Here is a 16,205-nt window from a genome sequence, read left to right on the forward strand (position 1 = left end):
TTCGAGACTTGCTTCACGAATAAGTTTGCCACTCAAAAAAAGCCGTGACTTAGTTCACCTTTAGCTAGGTCTATAGCCTCTATCTTTATCCCATTGAGTATAGAGGACAGAAAAATGCACAACAGACGAAATTTTTTAAAGCTGAGTGCCGGCGCCACCTTAGGTGGAATTGCAGCAGCAATACCCGTAGCAGCATCAGCCAGCGAATGTAAAGCCATCAATTGGGACGAAACCACCGATGTACTAGTTATCGGCTCAGGCTTCGCAGGCTTATCGGCAGCACTAAATGCTAAGCGCCAAGGCGTGGGTTCGGTGCTTGTACTTGAAAAAATGCAGGTGATTGGTGGTAACTCGGCGATCAATGGTGGCTGGCTTGCGATCCCAAAAAATCCAACTCAACTAGCCCAAGGCGTGAATGATGACTCACCAGAAGAGTTAGTGAAAGATCAACTCATCTCCGGCCGTGGTATGCAAAACGAAGCGGCATTGCGTCAAATCGCTAACCGCGCTTTAGATGCTTACGAACTATGCATCGGCACAGGGGTTAAATTCCGCGACGGCTTCAACATTCAGGTCGGTGGACACAATAAGGCTCGCGCTATTCGTACCCAACACGGTACCGGTGGGGATATCACCACCAAGTTATATGAGGCAGGTGTAAAAGAAGGCGTTGAGTATCGTCTGCAGCACTACATCGAAGATTTCATTATGGATGGTCAGGAAATTATTGGCGTTAAAGTTCGTCAGAATTACCGTTTTCCCGATTTAAAAACAGGTAAAAGCATCTATATCAAGGCCAATAAAGCGGTAGTGCTCGCCAATGGAGGATTTGCTCGTAATTTAGCGCTACGTGCCGTCGTCGACCCATCATTGGATCCAAGCTTAGATTGCACCAATGCACTTGGGGCTACCGGTGAAGTCACCTTAACGGCAATGGCCCATGGCGCGCTGCCAGTACATATGAACCTGATTCAAACTGGTCACTGGGGTTCGCCAGACGAAGGCGGTTTTGGTTGGTCAAATGCCCTTTTATCTATTGGCTGGCATCAAGGTATCTCAGTAAGCGTCCTAAACGGCAAACGTTATATGGATGAGCGAGCCGATAGAAAAACCTGCTCTGAAGCCATAATGAAAAACCGCAATGCCGATGGCAGCCCAGCCTATCCTGTCGTTTTCTTCAATCACGATGACTATATCGGCGATGACCGAGTAGTACGCGCCGTTCGTGATGAGATGGCATGGGAAGTCGATAGTTTAGAGCAGATGTCAAAGCAGTTTGATATCCCGCTTGCAACGCTTAAGCAAACGGTAGCCCAGTTTAACCAGCAAGTAGAAACACGTAACGACCCACTATTTGGCCGCAAGATGGACACGGCAGTAGAGCTCAAAGCACCCTTCATTGTTTCCCGTATCTGGCCAAAAGTGCACTACTGCATGGGCGGCTTAAAGACAGATTTAGCGGCTCGCGTTATTGATGGTCGTTCAATGAAACCCATTAAAAACCTCTACGCCATAGGTGAAGTCACCGGCGGCATCCACGGTGAAGCACGCTTGAGCTCAACCTCCTGCCTAGAGTGTCTAGCTATGGGTATTGTCGTTTCTGAAACCATCAAATCTGACCTGCAGGCTTAATCACTATGAACAAATTATTGTTAACACTTCTTATCAGTCTTTCTCTGTCTGGCGGTGCTATTGCGGGTGAGCTAGTGAAAATAAAAGGCAAAACTCAGGGCCGAACTAACCATGAATTCATCTATGAAGATGGCTGTCAGAGCTGCCATCAAGGTTCAGGAAAAAAGAATGCGACTGATAGCGCCTGCGTCGAATGCCATGGCGATATCAACAGTATAGAAATTGATGAGTCAAAGCTTGCTATCGAAGAAGCTAATCCGCACAAATCATTCCACTACAACCAGGGCGCCAGCTGTTTAGCTTGTCATGGTGAACACGAGAAAAAAGCACCGGTATGCGCTGAGTGCCACCGTACCTGGTTCGATGTGATGTAACGAGTTCGAAAACTTAAACATAAAACACAAAAATACTAAAATACTAAATGGGTAATGATGATGAAAAAATCCACCAAGTTCATGTTGTCGATGGTGGCAACAGCGATAGCACTTTCAAGCTCTGCAGCCTATGCAGAAGAACAGGAAGACGGCATTAACATAGGCGGCGCCGTACGCGTTAACTATGGCTACAAAGATTACAGTGAAGCCTCTAAAGACAAAGGTGGTGATCTCACTTTTGATATGGCGGCGATTAAATTTGATGGCAAGAAAGGTGACTGGGGCTTAGCGGCGGAATACCGCTTTACCTCAAGTACTGACTACATTAAATATGGTTACGGTATCTACAACATAGATCCTGAGTGGCAGCTACAGTTTGGTATTACTAAGGTGCCATTTGGTAACCGTGAGTTTATCTCAAACAGCTGGTGGTTCGGTCTTCCCTATTACCTAGGCTTTGAAGATGATCATGATGTAGGTGTTAAAGCCATTTATGAGAGCAATGGCTGGCATACCGATTTCGCTTTCTTCAAGAATGCCGAATATGGTCCAACCGAGAACAAGCGTTACTCTACGGATCTGTACACAGGTACCATCAATGGCACTGAGTATAACAACGAAGAAACCAACCAGTTCAACGTGCGTCAAACCTACACGGCCGAGTATGAGGGCGGTTCCACCACTATGGGCGGGTCAGTTCAGTATGGTCAGATCTATAACAGCAAAACCGGCAACAATGGTGACCGTTATGCTGTGGCGCTTCACTTAGACAGCAGCTACCAAGGCTGGAACTTACAGCTGCAGGCGATGCAATATGAATACAATGCTGCAGATGCTGAAGATTCAAACAAGATCGGTGTTTCCGTTGTTAGCTGGCAGTACGAGATCGCCTCTAAGGGTCAAGCTTATAGCGCCAATATCGCTAAGACCTTTACCACTGATTGGGGTAGCGTAAAATGCTACAACGACTTTGGCTTAATGACACCAGACGTTGATGATGACGATTACGACAACAGCATGCAAAATGTCACTGGTTGTGCCATCTCAGCAGGTCCAACATATACTATGGTCGACTTCGTCATGGGTAAAAACATGACCTTCTCAACCGCCAACAATGATCATGTGGGCCTGCCTGAAATGGGTGATGATTGGGACAAACGCGTCAATATTAACTTTGGCTACTATTTCTAATAGCCATTGACGCTTAGGCAGAAACCAGATGCTCCCCCGGTTTCTGCCACTATTTATATTAGGATTTAAGCGCTTCAAACCAACCCAACTAATTCCTGCCTGCGTTTTTAATCCAGCCCTCTGTTGAGGGCTTTTTTTCAACCAATTTTCAATTAGAGATCTATGAAATCAATCACCACTTTGTCACTGCTAACGGCTCTTTTCATCACTTTTACCAGCAGCGCTTCCACGTTAACCGAAACTAACTATCAAATGGGAGGGTTCATTAAAGCCAATGCTCGTTATGTCAGTGGCAATATTGCTTTTCAAGATAGCTGGGCTGGCGGTGGAATAGTTGCAGAGGAGGCAAAGCGCACTCAGTTTAGCGCTCAGGAAAGCCGCTTAAACGTCAAGGTGACTCATGGAGAAGTGATGGGATTTGCCGAGATAGATTTTGTTGGATCTTCCCAGGGTAACCCTATTATATCTAACTCCTACAGCCCTAGACTCAGACATGCCTTCATTCAATATGAACATATTACTGCCGGACAAACCTGGTCAAGACTGGTTAATACCAGCACTTTTGCCGAAACGGCCGATTTAGGCGGACCTCTTGTCGGCCAAGCTATGGTGCGTCAGGCATTGCTAGGCTACGACATCGACAATTGGCAATTTTCTCTGGAAAACCCTTATACCTATGGCACTAAAAAACCATCGGATAACGATGAAAAAAAGTGGATAGATACCAGTAACGACTATATCCCCGACGCTATCGTTCGTTATAACCAAAGTGGGGACTGGGGTAATGCATCACTATCTAGTCTATTTCGCTATTTAGACCCAGCCGACAGTGCTCAATTTGGTGTGGGCTTTTCGGTTGCGGCCAAAATTTATACATTTGGCAAGGATGATTTAAGAGTGCAGCTACACTACGGGAATTTAGGTCGTTATGTGGGTACCGACGCCGCTAAAGATATTATCAATGGCCAATTAGAAACGTCGACATCAATGATGTTTGCTTACCGGCACTTCTGGAGTGAACAGCTACGTTCCAGCTTATTCTACGGCCGCACAAGTACCCAGGTAGAACAAACTGACCGCAACCATTTCGGCATCAATCTTTTTACCAACTTAACCAGAGAACTCGAAGTCGGTTTCGAACTTGGTCGCTATCAAATTGATGATGCTACACCAGAGTTTAATCCAATAGAGTCGCCTCAAGGAAGTTCCAACTACGCACAGCTCAGTGTGCAGTTTCACCTTTAAATCGTGGCTTATGGTAAGAATATTCGCGAGCCAGCTCACGAATAAGTTTGCTGCTAAAAACAGTGCGTGATCCAATTCACCTTTACGCAACCTTTATCGTTTTATTGTTAGTTCAGCCCAAAAATAACAAGCACAATAGCGCAGCTTAGAGCTGCATCAGCTAAAACAGGAAATGATGATGAAACTTAAAATGATATTCGGCATTGCAGCAATAGCCTCAACGGCTGCAGTAGCTCAGGGTCCACAATGCGATCACGCACAACTGCCATACCAGCAGATGACGCCAGTGCCATACGACAGCACGCCTTATTCGCCTCAAGACACTATGCCTGTTCAGTGTAGTAACCCTGAAGTAGAAGCCTATATCGCCGATTGGGAAGCAGGAAAAATTGATTTCAATAGCATCAAATCTAATAGCAGTATCGCTGCAGATCAGCAATTTTGTAAGTCATTAGATGACGACGGTAATGTATTGGAAATTAAAGACTGTGATAAGTCAAAATCACCAGTCGGTTATATTTGGAAAGAACTTTCTGACAGCCCTGTTGTTATCGGCATCACAGATGGTGGCAAGTCAGATCACGCACCGCATTTCCACGGTCAACCAGAGTGTTATTACGTGGTTACCGGTGGCAGCAAAACACTGGCAGACAATAAGTTTCAGTCTCTTAACCTAGGTCAGTATTTTTACATTCCTGGCGCCACTATTCACAACACACCGATCATGAGCGATAAAGGCTTAGGTGTAATGTACTGGTATCCAAACAACGCACACTTTAATGGCTTTAAGTACTACTGGCGTAAAGATGTGAAGAATCTGCGCGTTGCAGAAGAAGCATTCGATCGTGTCGATGAGATCCGTAAGCGCGATCTAAACTTAGGTCCATATGGCACTAACGAGAAAGTATTCAAGTAATAACTAAAAGCGGCCGAGATACTCGGCCGCTTTTAATTAAAACGCCTCATTGACGTTAAAATAGAACCCTGAATCTCCATCGCCAAATCCCATGTCTAGCCTGAGATTCACATTTGGCTTCACTTCGAAACGATATCCTATACCGACATTGGGTAAGAGCTCATCGGCACTAAACTCGCTAATCTCACTCGCAATGGTGCCCGCCCCAGCCCAAAACACCATGCCGTGCCGACCCGGTAAATTTAATCGATATTCGGCCTGAGTTAACAACATCTGCTTATCTCGATAGCGACCCGACGTATATCCTCTAAGATGACTGCCTCCCCCAAGCTTAGACAGCTTATCCCAAGGAACATCCCCCTGGGTAAAGCGCCCATGAAGCTGCCAGGCAATCACATCGCCACTGTTACCTACAGGTAGATATTCACTATAGAGAAAACTCTGCGATTCGAAATCCGTTTTCCCTCCTAGCGCCTGCCGATACCAGGCGGCATCGAGCTGTAAAATACGACCTTTTGATGGGTTCAGTACAGTGTCACGCGTGTCGTAATTGATCATGATGTTGATGCCGACACTTCTAGAGTCCTTTTCTAAAATCTCAGTCTCAATGTCAGACTCTAACAGGTCGATATTGCTGGCTTGTGCATAGCTAAAATCAAAGCCTGCACCGATAAAGCTAGTTTCAGAAAGCCGTTCTAGCCACATAGGACGTAACGAGAACTGCCTATTATTGAAATCACTGCGATTGCCATCATCATAGTTATCTTGATAACCCACCCCATAGAAGACATCAGGTGCATCGGCGATTTCAGCGTCCAGATAGAATCTACGTTGATCTTGATGTAGGAAAGTCTTGTTCGCGACAGTCACCCCCAAGGCGCCATTGGTTGAGGCGAAGCCATTGATCACCAATGATGATAACTGAGTCAGCTCATCATTGGGATCGACGCGATAGAGACCTATAGCGGAAAGGCCGATACCTAAATCCATCTCTGGATTATAAAAAGGACCAGGTAGAAAACTAAAGTCGATCAGTTTATCTGGGTCGAACTCACCATCTGCACCTAAGTTATCCAGAAAGTTATCTATCCAGCTCGGTTCGTCGACAGGCTCTTGCTTGAACGTTCCATCAAGCTTAACTCCCGCGTCACTATGAGCTTCTTCAGCAAAGACCGAAAATGTAAGCAGGATGAGCAAAACTAAAGAAGGGCTAAACCATTTAGAATTAACCATTATTTAGATCCTCGCTGATGTGCGTCTAGTTCAGCCCTATCAATTTGAGCATCATATTTAGCTATCTCTTTGAAAGATTCACTAGTAAAGCCATTAATCCATAACGCTTCAGGAACATGCTTGAAGCTCGCCTTATGTTTATCTCCTACAAATAACCATTGCTGAGCAACCTTATCGATTTCTATATCGTGAATAATAGAAGGGAGAGAGAGTGACTTGGGCGAATCAGACATATTTGGTAATGCAGATAGAAGCTCACCGTGAGAAGACTGCTCAATCAACTCCTTGCCAATAAGATAAGGAGCTTGTTCATCACCAAGTTCATAGTGACGCAGTAGCAGCATATACTTACTCGGTAATGCCTCGCTAGAGTCCCACCAGTGTCCGTCAATCGCATCAAACAGAGCATTCGTCTGCGCTTTAGAAACCGGACGCAACCAGGCCAATGTCGCATGTAACCAGCTGGTCATATGCTGGTTATATAGCTCTCTGTTCATGGTGAGGTTATTACTTAAAAGCGCAGTGGCAATCTTAGCGCCTAACATATTTGAGTAGAGGTCTTCGGGTGAATAGGCCGATACCTCCTCGGACCAAGGAAGCCAAGTACGATAACCGTGCCACTGAGCCACTTCATGGGCTTCGGCCACAAAATAAGCCAGGCGGGCAGCGATATTAGCCGCCACTTCCTGTCGTTGTTTGATGCTTAGGTGATTGGTCTCAAACGCCGATAACTGGATATACCTAGGTCCAATCTCAACTGGCAGCTCTATGCGAGCCTCTTGCCCAAGCTGGCTATAAATTTGATAGAAGAGTGCCACCGCATTATCGGCAGTATCACGCACATGAGCTAGATCAATAAAGCCACCTAGCTGGGTATAAATAATGCCATTATTCTCACCGCCTCGACGACCAGTAGGTGTGCCCTTTTGGTGACTGAATGTACCCGCTTCATAGGCATGGGGACCTATGTCCTCTAGGCTTACCGTGTTAGCTAGTCGATAAAAGGGAACTGGGATGGAAGCCACTGTCACCTTCTGCGCCGTACCAAAGGCACAACAAGGCCTTACAGCCTTAGGCATACCAGCATTGGTGAATTCGTGTAACTCCACTTCACTCACAATGGCAGGATCTGGCTGTTCATCTAGTGCCGCTGCCACAGCAAGCTCAGTAGGATTGGCCCTTATCTGCCAGTCTCTACTGCTACAAGCGGCAAGAGCACAGATGCAGATGACAATACTCAACGACTTTAGGATGACTTTCATTAGAAACGATAACCAATACTGAGCATGCCGCTAGTACGAGTACCAAACCCAACCTCTAATAGGAGATCGACATGCTTGTTAATCGATATTTGCCCTCCGACAAGTCCATTCCATTTATCTTCAAGGTGCTGATTGACTTCAAACTTACCGGTCGACAGGAAGTCAAAATCATTACCTATGCCAATATCATGCAAATAGCCGCTAAAGGTCTGCTCCACATTTTGGTACATGGCACCAAACCAGATTTGCATATCATTATTGCCACGTTGGAAGCGATATCCAGCCCGAGGTGACACCACTATGGTGCTTATCTCACCATCGAGAATGTTTAAATTGGTGTTGGTATAATTCACATCTAATAATGCAAACCAATTACCTATACCTCCAACTAAAGTACCGCCAACACCATAGGTGAAGCCTTTAAAATGAAGCTCAAAATCGAAGGGGTCTGATTGAATGTTACAAGGGTTAAACTGGCAATAAAGAGGCGGGAGGATCGAGGTCAAGTCTGCATCAACTTGAACATTAGCCACGCTACTGCCTTCGGTATGGCCTAACACTGCGTAAAAATTTAAAAATGGCAACAGCCAAACATCAGCGCGGAGTGTCAGGGTCTGAGAGTCCTGTAGCGCTTCGGAGCCAGTGATCGACAAGGCGTCATCAATAATGGGGCCTAATCCAGAAAATGAAACCGAATCAACCACCAAAGGCTGATCCATTGTCATATAGGTCATGCTCAGTCCGTAGGGTTTTGGTAGCTCATGGCCTAAATCTATTGCTTCCTGCGCCCATATTGGAAAGGCTCGGGCATATTTTTCATTAGCTGGTTCAACTTCGATTGCCCAAACAGACACACTAGAAATCGAGACGAAAAGTAGCACTAACCAGAGTGAAGTAATGGGTGTTTTTGACATGCTGAGCCTTAGAAAATTCATGAGCAATACGCACAAGCTTGCCTGATGAATATCAAAGCTTATGCCTAGCTGTTATGCAGAAGTGCATTTTTTAGCTGTAACTGACTTCTAGCTGAAACAGGAAGTGTAAAACAGAAGCAGATATAAAATGAATGAACGTTCATTTTATATTAGGAATATGAAACAAATCTGAATAGAGACGGTTTATAAACTGAAGGAGGGAGTAATACCAATCGGTATCAACACCTAGAAAGTGAGTTACGGTCTATCTTTATCACTAATAAATCAACAAGAAGGAGTTAACGCTGCTGACCTTTAAAGTCATCGAATCGACCAGCTTCATCAGAATTAACTAACGTGAAAGTATCATGGTGAATATGCCTCTTTATCACAATATCGATGATGGTCGTCTGATCGGGCTTGATTAACTGATCCACCTGCTCAGGCTCACAATGATACTCCGCAGCCTGATAGTAACTAAATCCAGCATCGGGTCTGGCAACAAGCTTTAGGCCAATTTGGCCCTCAGCAACACTCAATAACTTATTGGTATCTAAATAGAAACTGACACAATTTTGATTCACTGTGTTTTTTTGTTTATCCAGCATAAAGCCTTTAGGCAACGCCCCTGGATGGAAGCTTTTACCACTGAGCAGATAAACATCAAAGTCAGTCACCTTATGGCCTAAGTCATCACTCACGCGTATTACCAACATACTATATCTACGCTTCTTCTTGACCTTATCACTGCGCGTTCTCATTGCTTCCAATACATGGGTATACTGAGCTCTATTCGTCACTGACAGGCACTCTAAAATCCCAGAGACAACTGGTTTTCTATTGGCATGTTTGCCCTTTACCGAGCCCATAATCCCCATCGTAGTGCCGCTATGACTCCCATTGGGGATGATCTCAAAGGCAACCTGCTGAAGTGGCTGCTTTTTATCAACTAAAGTGAGCCGCTTTACACAGCGGTTCTCGAAATCCTGACAAACCAATTCATCTTCCTGCTCTAGACGCATACTGATGAAATTTAAATTGGCAGCCGAGGTTCTTACTACTCCGTCAGAGCCAGCCTCACCGGTATAACTATTCATATAGTCATACAGACTCTTATCTATGGCCTCCCCCGTGAACACGAAGGGGTAAATATCTGTTTGGCTAAAATCATAATCTAACCACTTAAGGTTTAATCTGTACTGTTCATCGGCGCCAAGCTCAAGCCAGTCCAATATTTTTTGCCCTGGTTCAACGCCATCGAACCATGCTCTGAGGCGACTTAGCCTAGATTTACCCAGCTGAGCTAACGCTGATCCATGATTAGCTGGGGCCAACATGATCAAGTGTTTGAGGGGGGATTGAGTCAGGTTATTTCCATAGTATTGCTCAAGCCAGGCGCGGATCACTGGCCCACCTGTGGAGTGAGTGATCACTGAAAACGCTTGCCCTGCCAATTCTCGCTTTCTTGCAGACTCAAAAGCGATGGCAATATCTTCTAATGTCACCTCATCATCAAAACTAATATAGCGACCAAGATGAATATGCTTGATATCTAGCTTAAGTTCAGCATTCGCTAGTTTAATTAAAGCTTGAGGCAACGCACCATAAGTATTGGTGCTTGTCACACTCCAACCATGGACAAAAACCAGCTGCATGTTCAACCTCAACTAAGTCTAAATTTCAATAGGTTAATATATCAAAATAATGCGTAAAAACAAGCTGATATATTTGTATTTCATCTATACCTAAGCGCACATTATCCGTATGCATTCCAGTAATCACCATCGGATTAATTGTGAGTTAATATTCAGTTAAGGTTCAGTGACGCTCACCTATGATGCTCCCAAGAACAAGACCCGTACCTACAATGAGAGCAATTTTATGAACAACAAGATGAATAAGACCCCCTTAGTTTTAGCTGCTGTGATCACATCTGTATTCTCTATCCCGACCATGGCTGCTGATTGGTTTGTTGGCGCTGGCGTTGGTGCACAACAAAATGGATATGACAAGGTTGTCACCGATACAGGTAAAGATCCGAAAGAAGTCACATCCTCTTCATCTCTCACACACGATAATGAGTTCTATATGGTTCGTGGGGGTGTTTACCTTGATGATAGTAGCCGCTTATACGGCACATATTCCTATAATGCTGATGACAGTACTACTCAACAGAGCTTTATAGCCTCATATGACTACTTAGTGCCACTCGGCAGTGGCAGATTAAACTGGTTTATCGGCGCTTCAGCAGGATCTAACCATGTTAGCCCAGAATCCGAGAATATGAGTTCAGGCAATAACTTCGTCTGGGGTGGCCAGACAGGTTTCATCTTTAACATCACCGACAACTTAAGCACCGAAATTGGTTATCGATATCTAGATCAAGATTACTCTATCAGTAATGCGCCAGATGAGATTGATGAGCCAGTTGCAACACCAAAAGCGGGGAGTGAAGTAACCACACTTTCAGCAACTGACTCTCAGCAGGTATACCTGAGTCTAGATTACCGCTTCTAACCTAAATGTCAGTCTAGCTAGATACTCGTCTAGTCTGACATCATTAGAGTGAAGTCATAATCTATTATCACTTCACTCGCATTAACACCCCTCAACACTAAGCGAGCTAGAAATAAACTCAAAAAAAACGCATAAGAAAAACACATAATACAAGAATTATTAGTGATCCCTAAAATTCCCGCAAATCCAAGCACACCAAGACTGACAGCCCAATTCACTCAATATATCTAATACTTAGATCATTACTCATGTTTATTCCATTCAGTTATTGTTCAGACTGATCCGACTAGTATGCCCTCAACGAAAAGCAAATGACTTAAATTTAAGTCGCTTAAATCTAAGTCACTAAACAGTAAATCACTGAACATAAGTTACTTAAATTTGAGTCACCATATTTTTAGAGAGTGAGAACATACTATGAAAATCAAATCTTTAGCAGTAGCAGCAGTAATCGCCACAGCAATGTCAGCCCCAACAATGGCTGCAGACTGGTTCATCGGTGGTGGTGTTGGCGCACAACAAAACACTTATAAAGGCTCATCACAAGCAAATGTTGATCCTGGATACAACGCTCAGAACTTCAAAGAAACCGAAAATAATGAGTTCTATGAAGTACGTGTTGGTGCATATCTGAATGATAACAACCGTGTTTACTCTACTTACAACTATAACTCAGACGACTTCACTAGACAGCAGAGCCTAATGCTCTCTTATGACTACCTTGTCGGTCTAGGTGCTAGCAATAAGTTAAACTGGTTTATCGGTGCGTCAGCTGGTGTTAACCACATTAGCCCTGACACTGACGAGCTAAGCTCGAAGAATCGCTTCGTATGGGGTGGTCAAACAGGTCTAATGTACAAGATCAATGACAAACTAAGTACTGAGATTGGTTATCGCTACCTTAAACAAGACTACGATGTATCTGAGACTTACCCAGTTCCAGCACCAACAAACAACATAGGTTGGACTGATCAGGCATCACTACAAGATAGCCAGCAACTTTACCTATCGGTTGATTACCGTTTCTAAGCGACTCATTTAAAAAAAGCCCCTTACGGGGCTTTTTTTATACCTGATAATTCAGCTAACGACCCACTTAACTGTGATGAAATTAGCAATAAGCAGAAGTCGATGACGGAAACATCTATAAATAAAGACACTGCTGAAGATAAGGCTGAATAAGTCGCAGCATAAAAGCTAGAGAATGCCTCGAAATAGAGTCAATTACCCGCTAATAAGTTAGCATTTCAAGTAAAAAAATGGCTATTTCGCTAACGCTTAAGTAACAAGTACAAAAAATAATCATTTCTTTCTACTTTTCAGAGACTTTTTTCATCATTAGGCATAATTAACTATTCACTACAGTCCTTGCACTGATAGAATAATCACACCATCCAGAAACTATTAGGACTTCCCATGAGCCTTGAACTACTGTCCAAGCTGGAGACTAAAATCCAAGCTGCACTTGAAACTATCGAGCTATTGAAATTAGAGCTTGAAGACGAGAAACTGAAGAGTGTTACTCTAATTGAGCAAAACCAACAATTGAACCAAGATCTTACTTCTTGGAACGAAAAAGTCACTGGACTTGTTGGCTTGCTCAATGAAGAAGTGAGCTAGTTATAGCTTTTTATAACTTGTTATAGCATAAGCGAAGGTTACGCAATCTTCGCTTCGCTACTTTGACTCTCTATTAATGCATTTAATTCTATAATCGCCTGTTTCACTTTCGGCATACTCTTCCTTGGTAATAAAAATCTCCCTTTTTCGAATTCTAATCGACCTAAGTCTTTAACCCAGATCACCCCAGACAAAAAAATCCGCGCGTGTTTAACGATAATCTTTGGTGCGTAGACAGGAAAAACTCTCACGTTGCCTCCTTGTGTTTCATTACTTTAACTGCTTGCTAAAACTACTTGACTAAAAAACGACCTTACCCGTTGCACTTTATATTTAGTTTTATCGGATAAGACTCTGTCTTTGACCTGTGTTTTACCATGAGAGTTGCATTAAATAATGTTTTTTTTTGTAAACAATTGAATCCGTATGCTTACCCATAAAATTTCCTCTTGTCTATCAGACTAATAGCTAGGAAATAAGTTTAAATGTCACTTGCCAAGAATTTGACACCCTGCTAGATTAGACTTGTTACTCAGGGTAAAATTGAGCCTTATGGCTCAGCGACCGTATTTCTTGCGACCAGGAAATACGGTTTTTTTATGCCTTTCTCAAGTGAAAAATTCAAATTCACGACCGTTATACCAATCAGTATAAGACAATGACGGCCTTAAACATTCGCGGCTAAAGCCGCTCCTACATTTCGATGATATCCCCCTTATCCATATGGGTCAGAAGTGGGGAATGCCAAAATGATGCGAGGAGCATCAACGGCCCGTGGGCAATCGACATAGCTCTTGATTACGGCTCTTGATTACAAGCAGCCCGACACAAGGTCGATTATTAGCCTTGACCCACACGGACGTGGGGAATGCCAAAATGATGTCAGGAACATCTTTGGCCCGTGGATAATAGACATAAGTGTTCCAGACACTAAGCCGGTTGCTTACCTTGACCCACACGGTCTTAAATGTTCCAGACATTTCGAAGGCATTCCCCATATCCATATGGGTCAGAAGTGGGGAATGCCAAAATGATGCGAGGAGCATCAACGGCCCGTGAGCAATCGACATAACTCTTTATTACTACTCTTTATGACGAGAAGCCAGACACAAAGCAGATTAGTAGCCATCCATGGCTAATCTGCATAAGTGTTCCTGACACAAAAAAGGAGCCGTGAGGCTCCTTCTGTAGATATGCAGCTATAAACTTACTTCATCGAAGTCAGGTAGTAAGCGATATCTAAAAGTTCGTCATAAGACTTGATTGAACCTGTCTCAACACGATACTTGCCATTCACTACAAGTGCTGGAACACCGGATATTTGTGCATTAGCAGTAGCTCGCTTCATCTGAGACATCTGAGCACTCACCATAAATGAGTTTGCTGCGGCATCGAAATCTTTGCCCTCTACACCATTAGCAATAAACAGCATACGGAGGTCATTACGGTTAGTGAAATTCTGTTTCTTATCATGGATCGCAGCAAAAATTGCCTTCTCGATTTTTTCATCAACTTTGAGCTGATGAGCAACGGCGAAAGCACGTGACATCTCTACACCCATTTCACGACCAATAAACTCAACATGGTTCTGCTTAAAGGTAACCCCTTCAGGCTTGTTAGCTTTTATTTTTGGAACTTCTGTCTTAGAAAAATTGTAGCAATGACCACAATAAAACGAGAAAAACTCAGTAATTTCAGGTTTAGCCGTGGCTGGACCTTGGTTGATCACTGTGTAGTGAACACCTTCTTTATAATCGGCGGCAATAGCGGCCATCGGTGCCATCAAAAATGCAACGGCAATCAATAATGCTTTTTTCATCTTCTTGTATCCCTTATTTCGCAAACTGCAATGTTCAAAATGGAGTTGTGTCTAGCATAATAAAACATTTGAGATTATCCCAAGCAAAAAGTTCAATCTTCTGTTACAAAATGATTTTATTATCAATATATAGATTAGTCATAATATCAAACTTTACCCATTAACATTGATTAATAACCAGGCATCAAGCTTAACGCTGGCTCATCTAATACTGCTAATTGCTCTTTAAATGCCAAGATCTGTTGCTCCCAATATCTCTCCTCTGCATACCAAGGAAAATTCATCGGAAATGCCGGGTCATCCCAACGTCGGCTCAGCCAAGCATTATAATGCAACATGCGCATAGCTCTTAATGGCTCAATCAGCTTTAGCTCTTTAGCATCAAACTCACAAAACTCTTCGTAAGCTTCCAGCAAGATCTCTAACTGAAGTTGCCTCTGTGAGCTATCACCGGTGATCATCATCCATAGATCTTGAATTGCCGGCCCAGTGCGCGCATCATCCAGATCGACAAATCCTGGGCCGTCGGGAGTCCACAAGATATTGCCCGGATGAAGATCCCCATGCAAACGTATATGCTTGGGATTCTGCTGATTCCAGATCTCCTTCGATTTATCCAATACTTGTTCGACAATAGTGAAATAGGGTAACACCAAGGATGATGGTACATGTCCCGATTCTTTCAACCAAAGCAGAGACTCATCCCCCAAGACCTGTGGGTTCACGAGATCCCTATGGGCAAACTTCCCCTGCTTCGAATATTGATGGATACGACCAATGAAGCGCCCTGTTGCCTCTAACTGCTCTAAGTTATCCACCTCAAACGCACGACCGCCTATGGAGGGAAACAGGGCGAACCTGAAACCTTTATACTCATGCAATGAGCGGCCATTGATGATCAGCGGCGTCGCAATCGGTATCTCTTCATCGAATAACGCCTGGGAAAAGTCATGCTCTTCTTGTATCTGCTCATCACTCCAACGCTGTGGACGATAAAACTTGACCACGTAACGCTTGCCGTTATCACAGCGGAATTGATAAACACGATTCTCATAACTGTTGAGTGCTAGCAAACCCGTTTCTGGATAGATCCCCAGACTTTCAATTGCATCCAAGATGAGATCAGGCGTCAACGCCTGATAATGAAAAGCCGAACCTTGTTTGTCTGCAGTCATAATAACTTCCTCAGCAGGCTAGCCAGATATTCCAACACTTCAAAATCATCTGCTCGCTCGACACTAAACCAGCAAATATCACCATAAAATTCATAATTAAGCTGAATATGAGTGCCTTCAAACATCAACAACCATTGATGTCTATCTGCGCCATCATGGCGTTCAATCACTCTGCAATCTGTCGCTGTAACCAATGGCTCTGCAAACACATGAAACTGTTCAAAATCAATATCTGCTTGAATAGATAAGCTGTTTGACCCAGCATCTAAGGTTAATGAATCTAACTTCATTATTACTATCTCTGTAT

Annotated in this window: 16 protein-coding genes; 8 read left to right on the forward strand and 8 right to left on the reverse strand. The window is 43.7% G+C overall.

The features are described 5' to 3' along the window. The first annotated feature begins 114 nt into the window (after positions 1-114). The 5 genes from FM038_RS23010 to FM038_RS23030 all read left to right on the forward strand — a co-directional run bounded on the left by FM038_RS23010 (position 115) and on the right by FM038_RS23030 (position 5,358). Positions 115-1,632 (forward strand): flavocytochrome c, encoded by a 1,518-nt coding sequence (locus FM038_RS23010; protein WP_142873664.1) that lies wholly within the window; start codon positions 115-117, stop codon positions 1,630-1,632. A gap of 5 nt (positions 1,633-1,637) precedes the next feature. After that, a complete protein-coding gene (locus tag FM038_RS23015) occupies positions 1,638-2,006 on the forward strand; it encodes a cytochrome c3 family protein (protein ID WP_142873663.1) in 369 nt (122 codons plus the stop codon). Positions 2,007-2,063: 57 nt separating this feature from the next. After that, the gene (locus tag FM038_RS23020) at positions 2,064-3,197 is read left to right on the forward strand and encodes a porin family protein (RefSeq protein WP_142873662.1); all 1,134 of its coding nucleotides are present in this window, start codon (positions 2,064-2,066) and stop codon (positions 3,195-3,197) included. A 162-nt stretch (positions 3,198-3,359) separates the two neighbouring features. After that, complete coding sequence (locus FM038_RS23025) at positions 3,360-4,442, forward strand: hypothetical protein (protein ID WP_142873661.1); 1,083 nt, start codon at positions 3,360-3,362, stop codon at positions 4,440-4,442. Between the two features lie 175 nt (positions 4,443-4,617). Continuing rightward, on the forward strand, positions 4,618-5,358 hold the full coding sequence (locus FM038_RS23030) for a cupin domain-containing protein (RefSeq protein ID WP_142873660.1): 741 nt from the start codon (positions 4,618-4,620) through the stop codon (positions 5,356-5,358). 36 nt (positions 5,359-5,394) lie between these two features. Here the strand turns inward: FM038_RS23030 and FM038_RS23035 are convergent, their stop codons facing one another. From FM038_RS23035 to FM038_RS23050, 4 genes are all read right to left on the reverse strand, one after another. Then, the gene (locus FM038_RS23035; protein WP_142873659.1) at positions 5,395-6,591 is read right to left on the reverse strand and encodes a BamA/TamA family outer membrane protein; all 1,197 of its coding nucleotides are present in this window, start codon (positions 6,589-6,591) and stop codon (positions 5,395-5,397) included. Continuing rightward, positions 6,591-7,853: a DUF4056 domain-containing protein gene (locus tag FM038_RS23040; RefSeq protein WP_142873658.1), complete on the reverse strand. Its 1,263-nt coding sequence runs from the start codon at positions 7,851-7,853 to the stop codon at positions 6,591-6,593. Before FM038_RS23040 ends, FM038_RS23035 begins: the two co-directional genes overlap by 1 nt. Continuing rightward, positions 7,853-8,767 carry a virulence protein gene (locus FM038_RS23045; RefSeq protein ID WP_142873657.1) on the reverse strand — a complete coding sequence of 305 codons (915 nt, stop codon included), beginning with the start codon at positions 8,765-8,767 and terminating at the stop codon, positions 7,853-7,855. Before FM038_RS23045 ends, FM038_RS23040 begins: the two co-directional genes overlap by 1 nt. Positions 8,768-9,066: 299 nt before the next feature. Then, the gene (locus FM038_RS23050; RefSeq protein WP_142873656.1) at positions 9,067-10,422 is read right to left on the reverse strand and encodes an esterase/lipase family protein; all 1,356 of its coding nucleotides are present in this window, start codon (positions 10,420-10,422) and stop codon (positions 9,067-9,069) included. 226 nt (positions 10,423-10,648) lie between these two features. Between FM038_RS23050 and FM038_RS23055 the strand changes: the two genes are divergently transcribed. From FM038_RS23055 to zapB, 3 genes are all read left to right on the forward strand, one after another. Beyond that, the gene (locus tag FM038_RS23055) at positions 10,649-11,284 is read left to right on the forward strand and encodes an outer membrane beta-barrel protein (protein WP_223292956.1); all 636 of its coding nucleotides are present in this window, start codon (positions 10,649-10,651) and stop codon (positions 11,282-11,284) included. A gap of 417 nt (positions 11,285-11,701) precedes the next feature. Beyond that, the gene (locus FM038_RS23060) at positions 11,702-12,313 is read left to right on the forward strand and encodes an outer membrane beta-barrel protein (RefSeq protein ID WP_142873655.1); all 612 of its coding nucleotides are present in this window, start codon (positions 11,702-11,704) and stop codon (positions 12,311-12,313) included. A 387-nt stretch (positions 12,314-12,700) separates the two neighbouring features. Further along, complete coding sequence (zapB, locus tag FM038_RS23065) at positions 12,701-12,904, forward strand: cell division protein ZapB (RefSeq protein WP_142873654.1); 204 nt, start codon at positions 12,701-12,703, stop codon at positions 12,902-12,904. A gap of 38 nt (positions 12,905-12,942) precedes the next feature. Here the strand turns inward: zapB and FM038_RS23070 are convergent, their stop codons facing one another. The 4 genes from FM038_RS23070 to FM038_RS23085 all read right to left on the reverse strand — a co-directional run bounded on the left by FM038_RS23070 (position 12,943) and on the right by FM038_RS23085 (position 16,188). Continuing rightward, the gene (locus tag FM038_RS23070) at positions 12,943-13,155 is read right to left on the reverse strand and encodes a DUF1107 domain-containing protein (RefSeq protein WP_142873653.1); all 213 of its coding nucleotides are present in this window, start codon (positions 13,153-13,155) and stop codon (positions 12,943-12,945) included. Between the two features lie 956 nt (positions 13,156-14,111). Then, a complete protein-coding gene (locus FM038_RS23075; RefSeq protein WP_142873652.1) occupies positions 14,112-14,723 on the reverse strand; it encodes a thiol:disulfide interchange protein DsbA/DsbL in 612 nt (203 codons plus the stop codon). A 170-nt stretch (positions 14,724-14,893) separates the two neighbouring features. Beyond that, positions 14,894-15,898: a serine/threonine protein kinase gene (locus FM038_RS23080; RefSeq protein ID WP_142873651.1), complete on the reverse strand. Its 1,005-nt coding sequence runs from the start codon at positions 15,896-15,898 to the stop codon at positions 14,894-14,896. Then, positions 15,895-16,188: a DUF3630 family protein gene (locus FM038_RS23085; protein ID WP_142873650.1), complete on the reverse strand. Its 294-nt coding sequence runs from the start codon at positions 16,186-16,188 to the stop codon at positions 15,895-15,897. Before FM038_RS23085 ends, FM038_RS23080 begins: the two co-directional genes overlap by 4 nt. Between the last annotated feature and the right edge of the window lie 17 nt (positions 16,189-16,205).

This window comes from Shewanella eurypsychrophilus (genome assembly GCF_007004545.3).
GTDB classification, from domain to species: Bacteria; Pseudomonadota; Gammaproteobacteria; order Enterobacterales; family Shewanellaceae; genus Shewanella; species Shewanella eurypsychrophilus.

Bases quoted from the DNA above. Each gene is read 5' to 3' on its own strand.
- FM038_RS23010 (WP_142873664.1), top strand. From the start codon at position 115: ATGCACAACAGACGAAATTTTTTAAAGCTGAGTGCCGGCGCCACCTTA.
- FM038_RS23015 (WP_142873663.1), top strand. From the start codon at position 1,638: ATGAACAAATTATTGTTAACACTTCTTATCAGTCTTTCTCTGTCTGGC.
- FM038_RS23020 (WP_142873662.1), top strand. From the start codon at position 2,064: ATGATGAAAAAATCCACCAAGTTCATGTTGTCGATGGTGGCAACAGCG.
- FM038_RS23025 (WP_142873661.1), top strand. From the start codon at position 3,360: ATGAAATCAATCACCACTTTGTCACTGCTAACGGCTCTTTTCATCACT.
- FM038_RS23030 (WP_142873660.1), top strand. From the start codon at position 4,618: ATGATGAAACTTAAAATGATATTCGGCATTGCAGCAATAGCCTCAACG.
- FM038_RS23035 (WP_142873659.1), bottom strand. From the start codon at position 6,591: ATGGTTAATTCTAAATGGTTTAGCCCTTCTTTAGTTTTGCTCATCCTG.
- FM038_RS23040 (WP_142873658.1), bottom strand. From the start codon at position 7,853: ATGAAAGTCATCCTAAAGTCGTTGAGTATTGTCATCTGCATCTGTGCT.
- FM038_RS23045 (WP_142873657.1), bottom strand. From the start codon at position 8,767: ATGTCAAAAACACCCATTACTTCACTCTGGTTAGTGCTACTTTTCGTC.
- FM038_RS23050 (WP_142873656.1), bottom strand. From the start codon at position 10,422: ATGCAGCTGGTTTTTGTCCATGGTTGGAGTGTGACAAGCACCAATACT.
- FM038_RS23055 (WP_223292956.1), top strand. From the start codon at position 10,649: ATGAACAACAAGATGAATAAGACCCCCTTAGTTTTAGCTGCTGTGATC.
- FM038_RS23060 (WP_142873655.1), top strand. From the start codon at position 11,702: ATGAAAATCAAATCTTTAGCAGTAGCAGCAGTAATCGCCACAGCAATG.
- zapB (WP_142873654.1), top strand. From the start codon at position 12,701: ATGAGCCTTGAACTACTGTCCAAGCTGGAGACTAAAATCCAAGCTGCA.
- FM038_RS23075 (WP_142873652.1), bottom strand. From the start codon at position 14,723: ATGAAAAAAGCATTATTGATTGCCGTTGCATTTTTGATGGCACCGATG.
- FM038_RS23080 (WP_142873651.1), bottom strand. From the start codon at position 15,898: ATGACTGCAGACAAACAAGGTTCGGCTTTTCATTATCAGGCGTTGACG.
- FM038_RS23085 (WP_142873650.1), bottom strand. From the start codon at position 16,188: ATGAAGTTAGATTCATTAACCTTAGATGCTGGGTCAAACAGCTTATCT.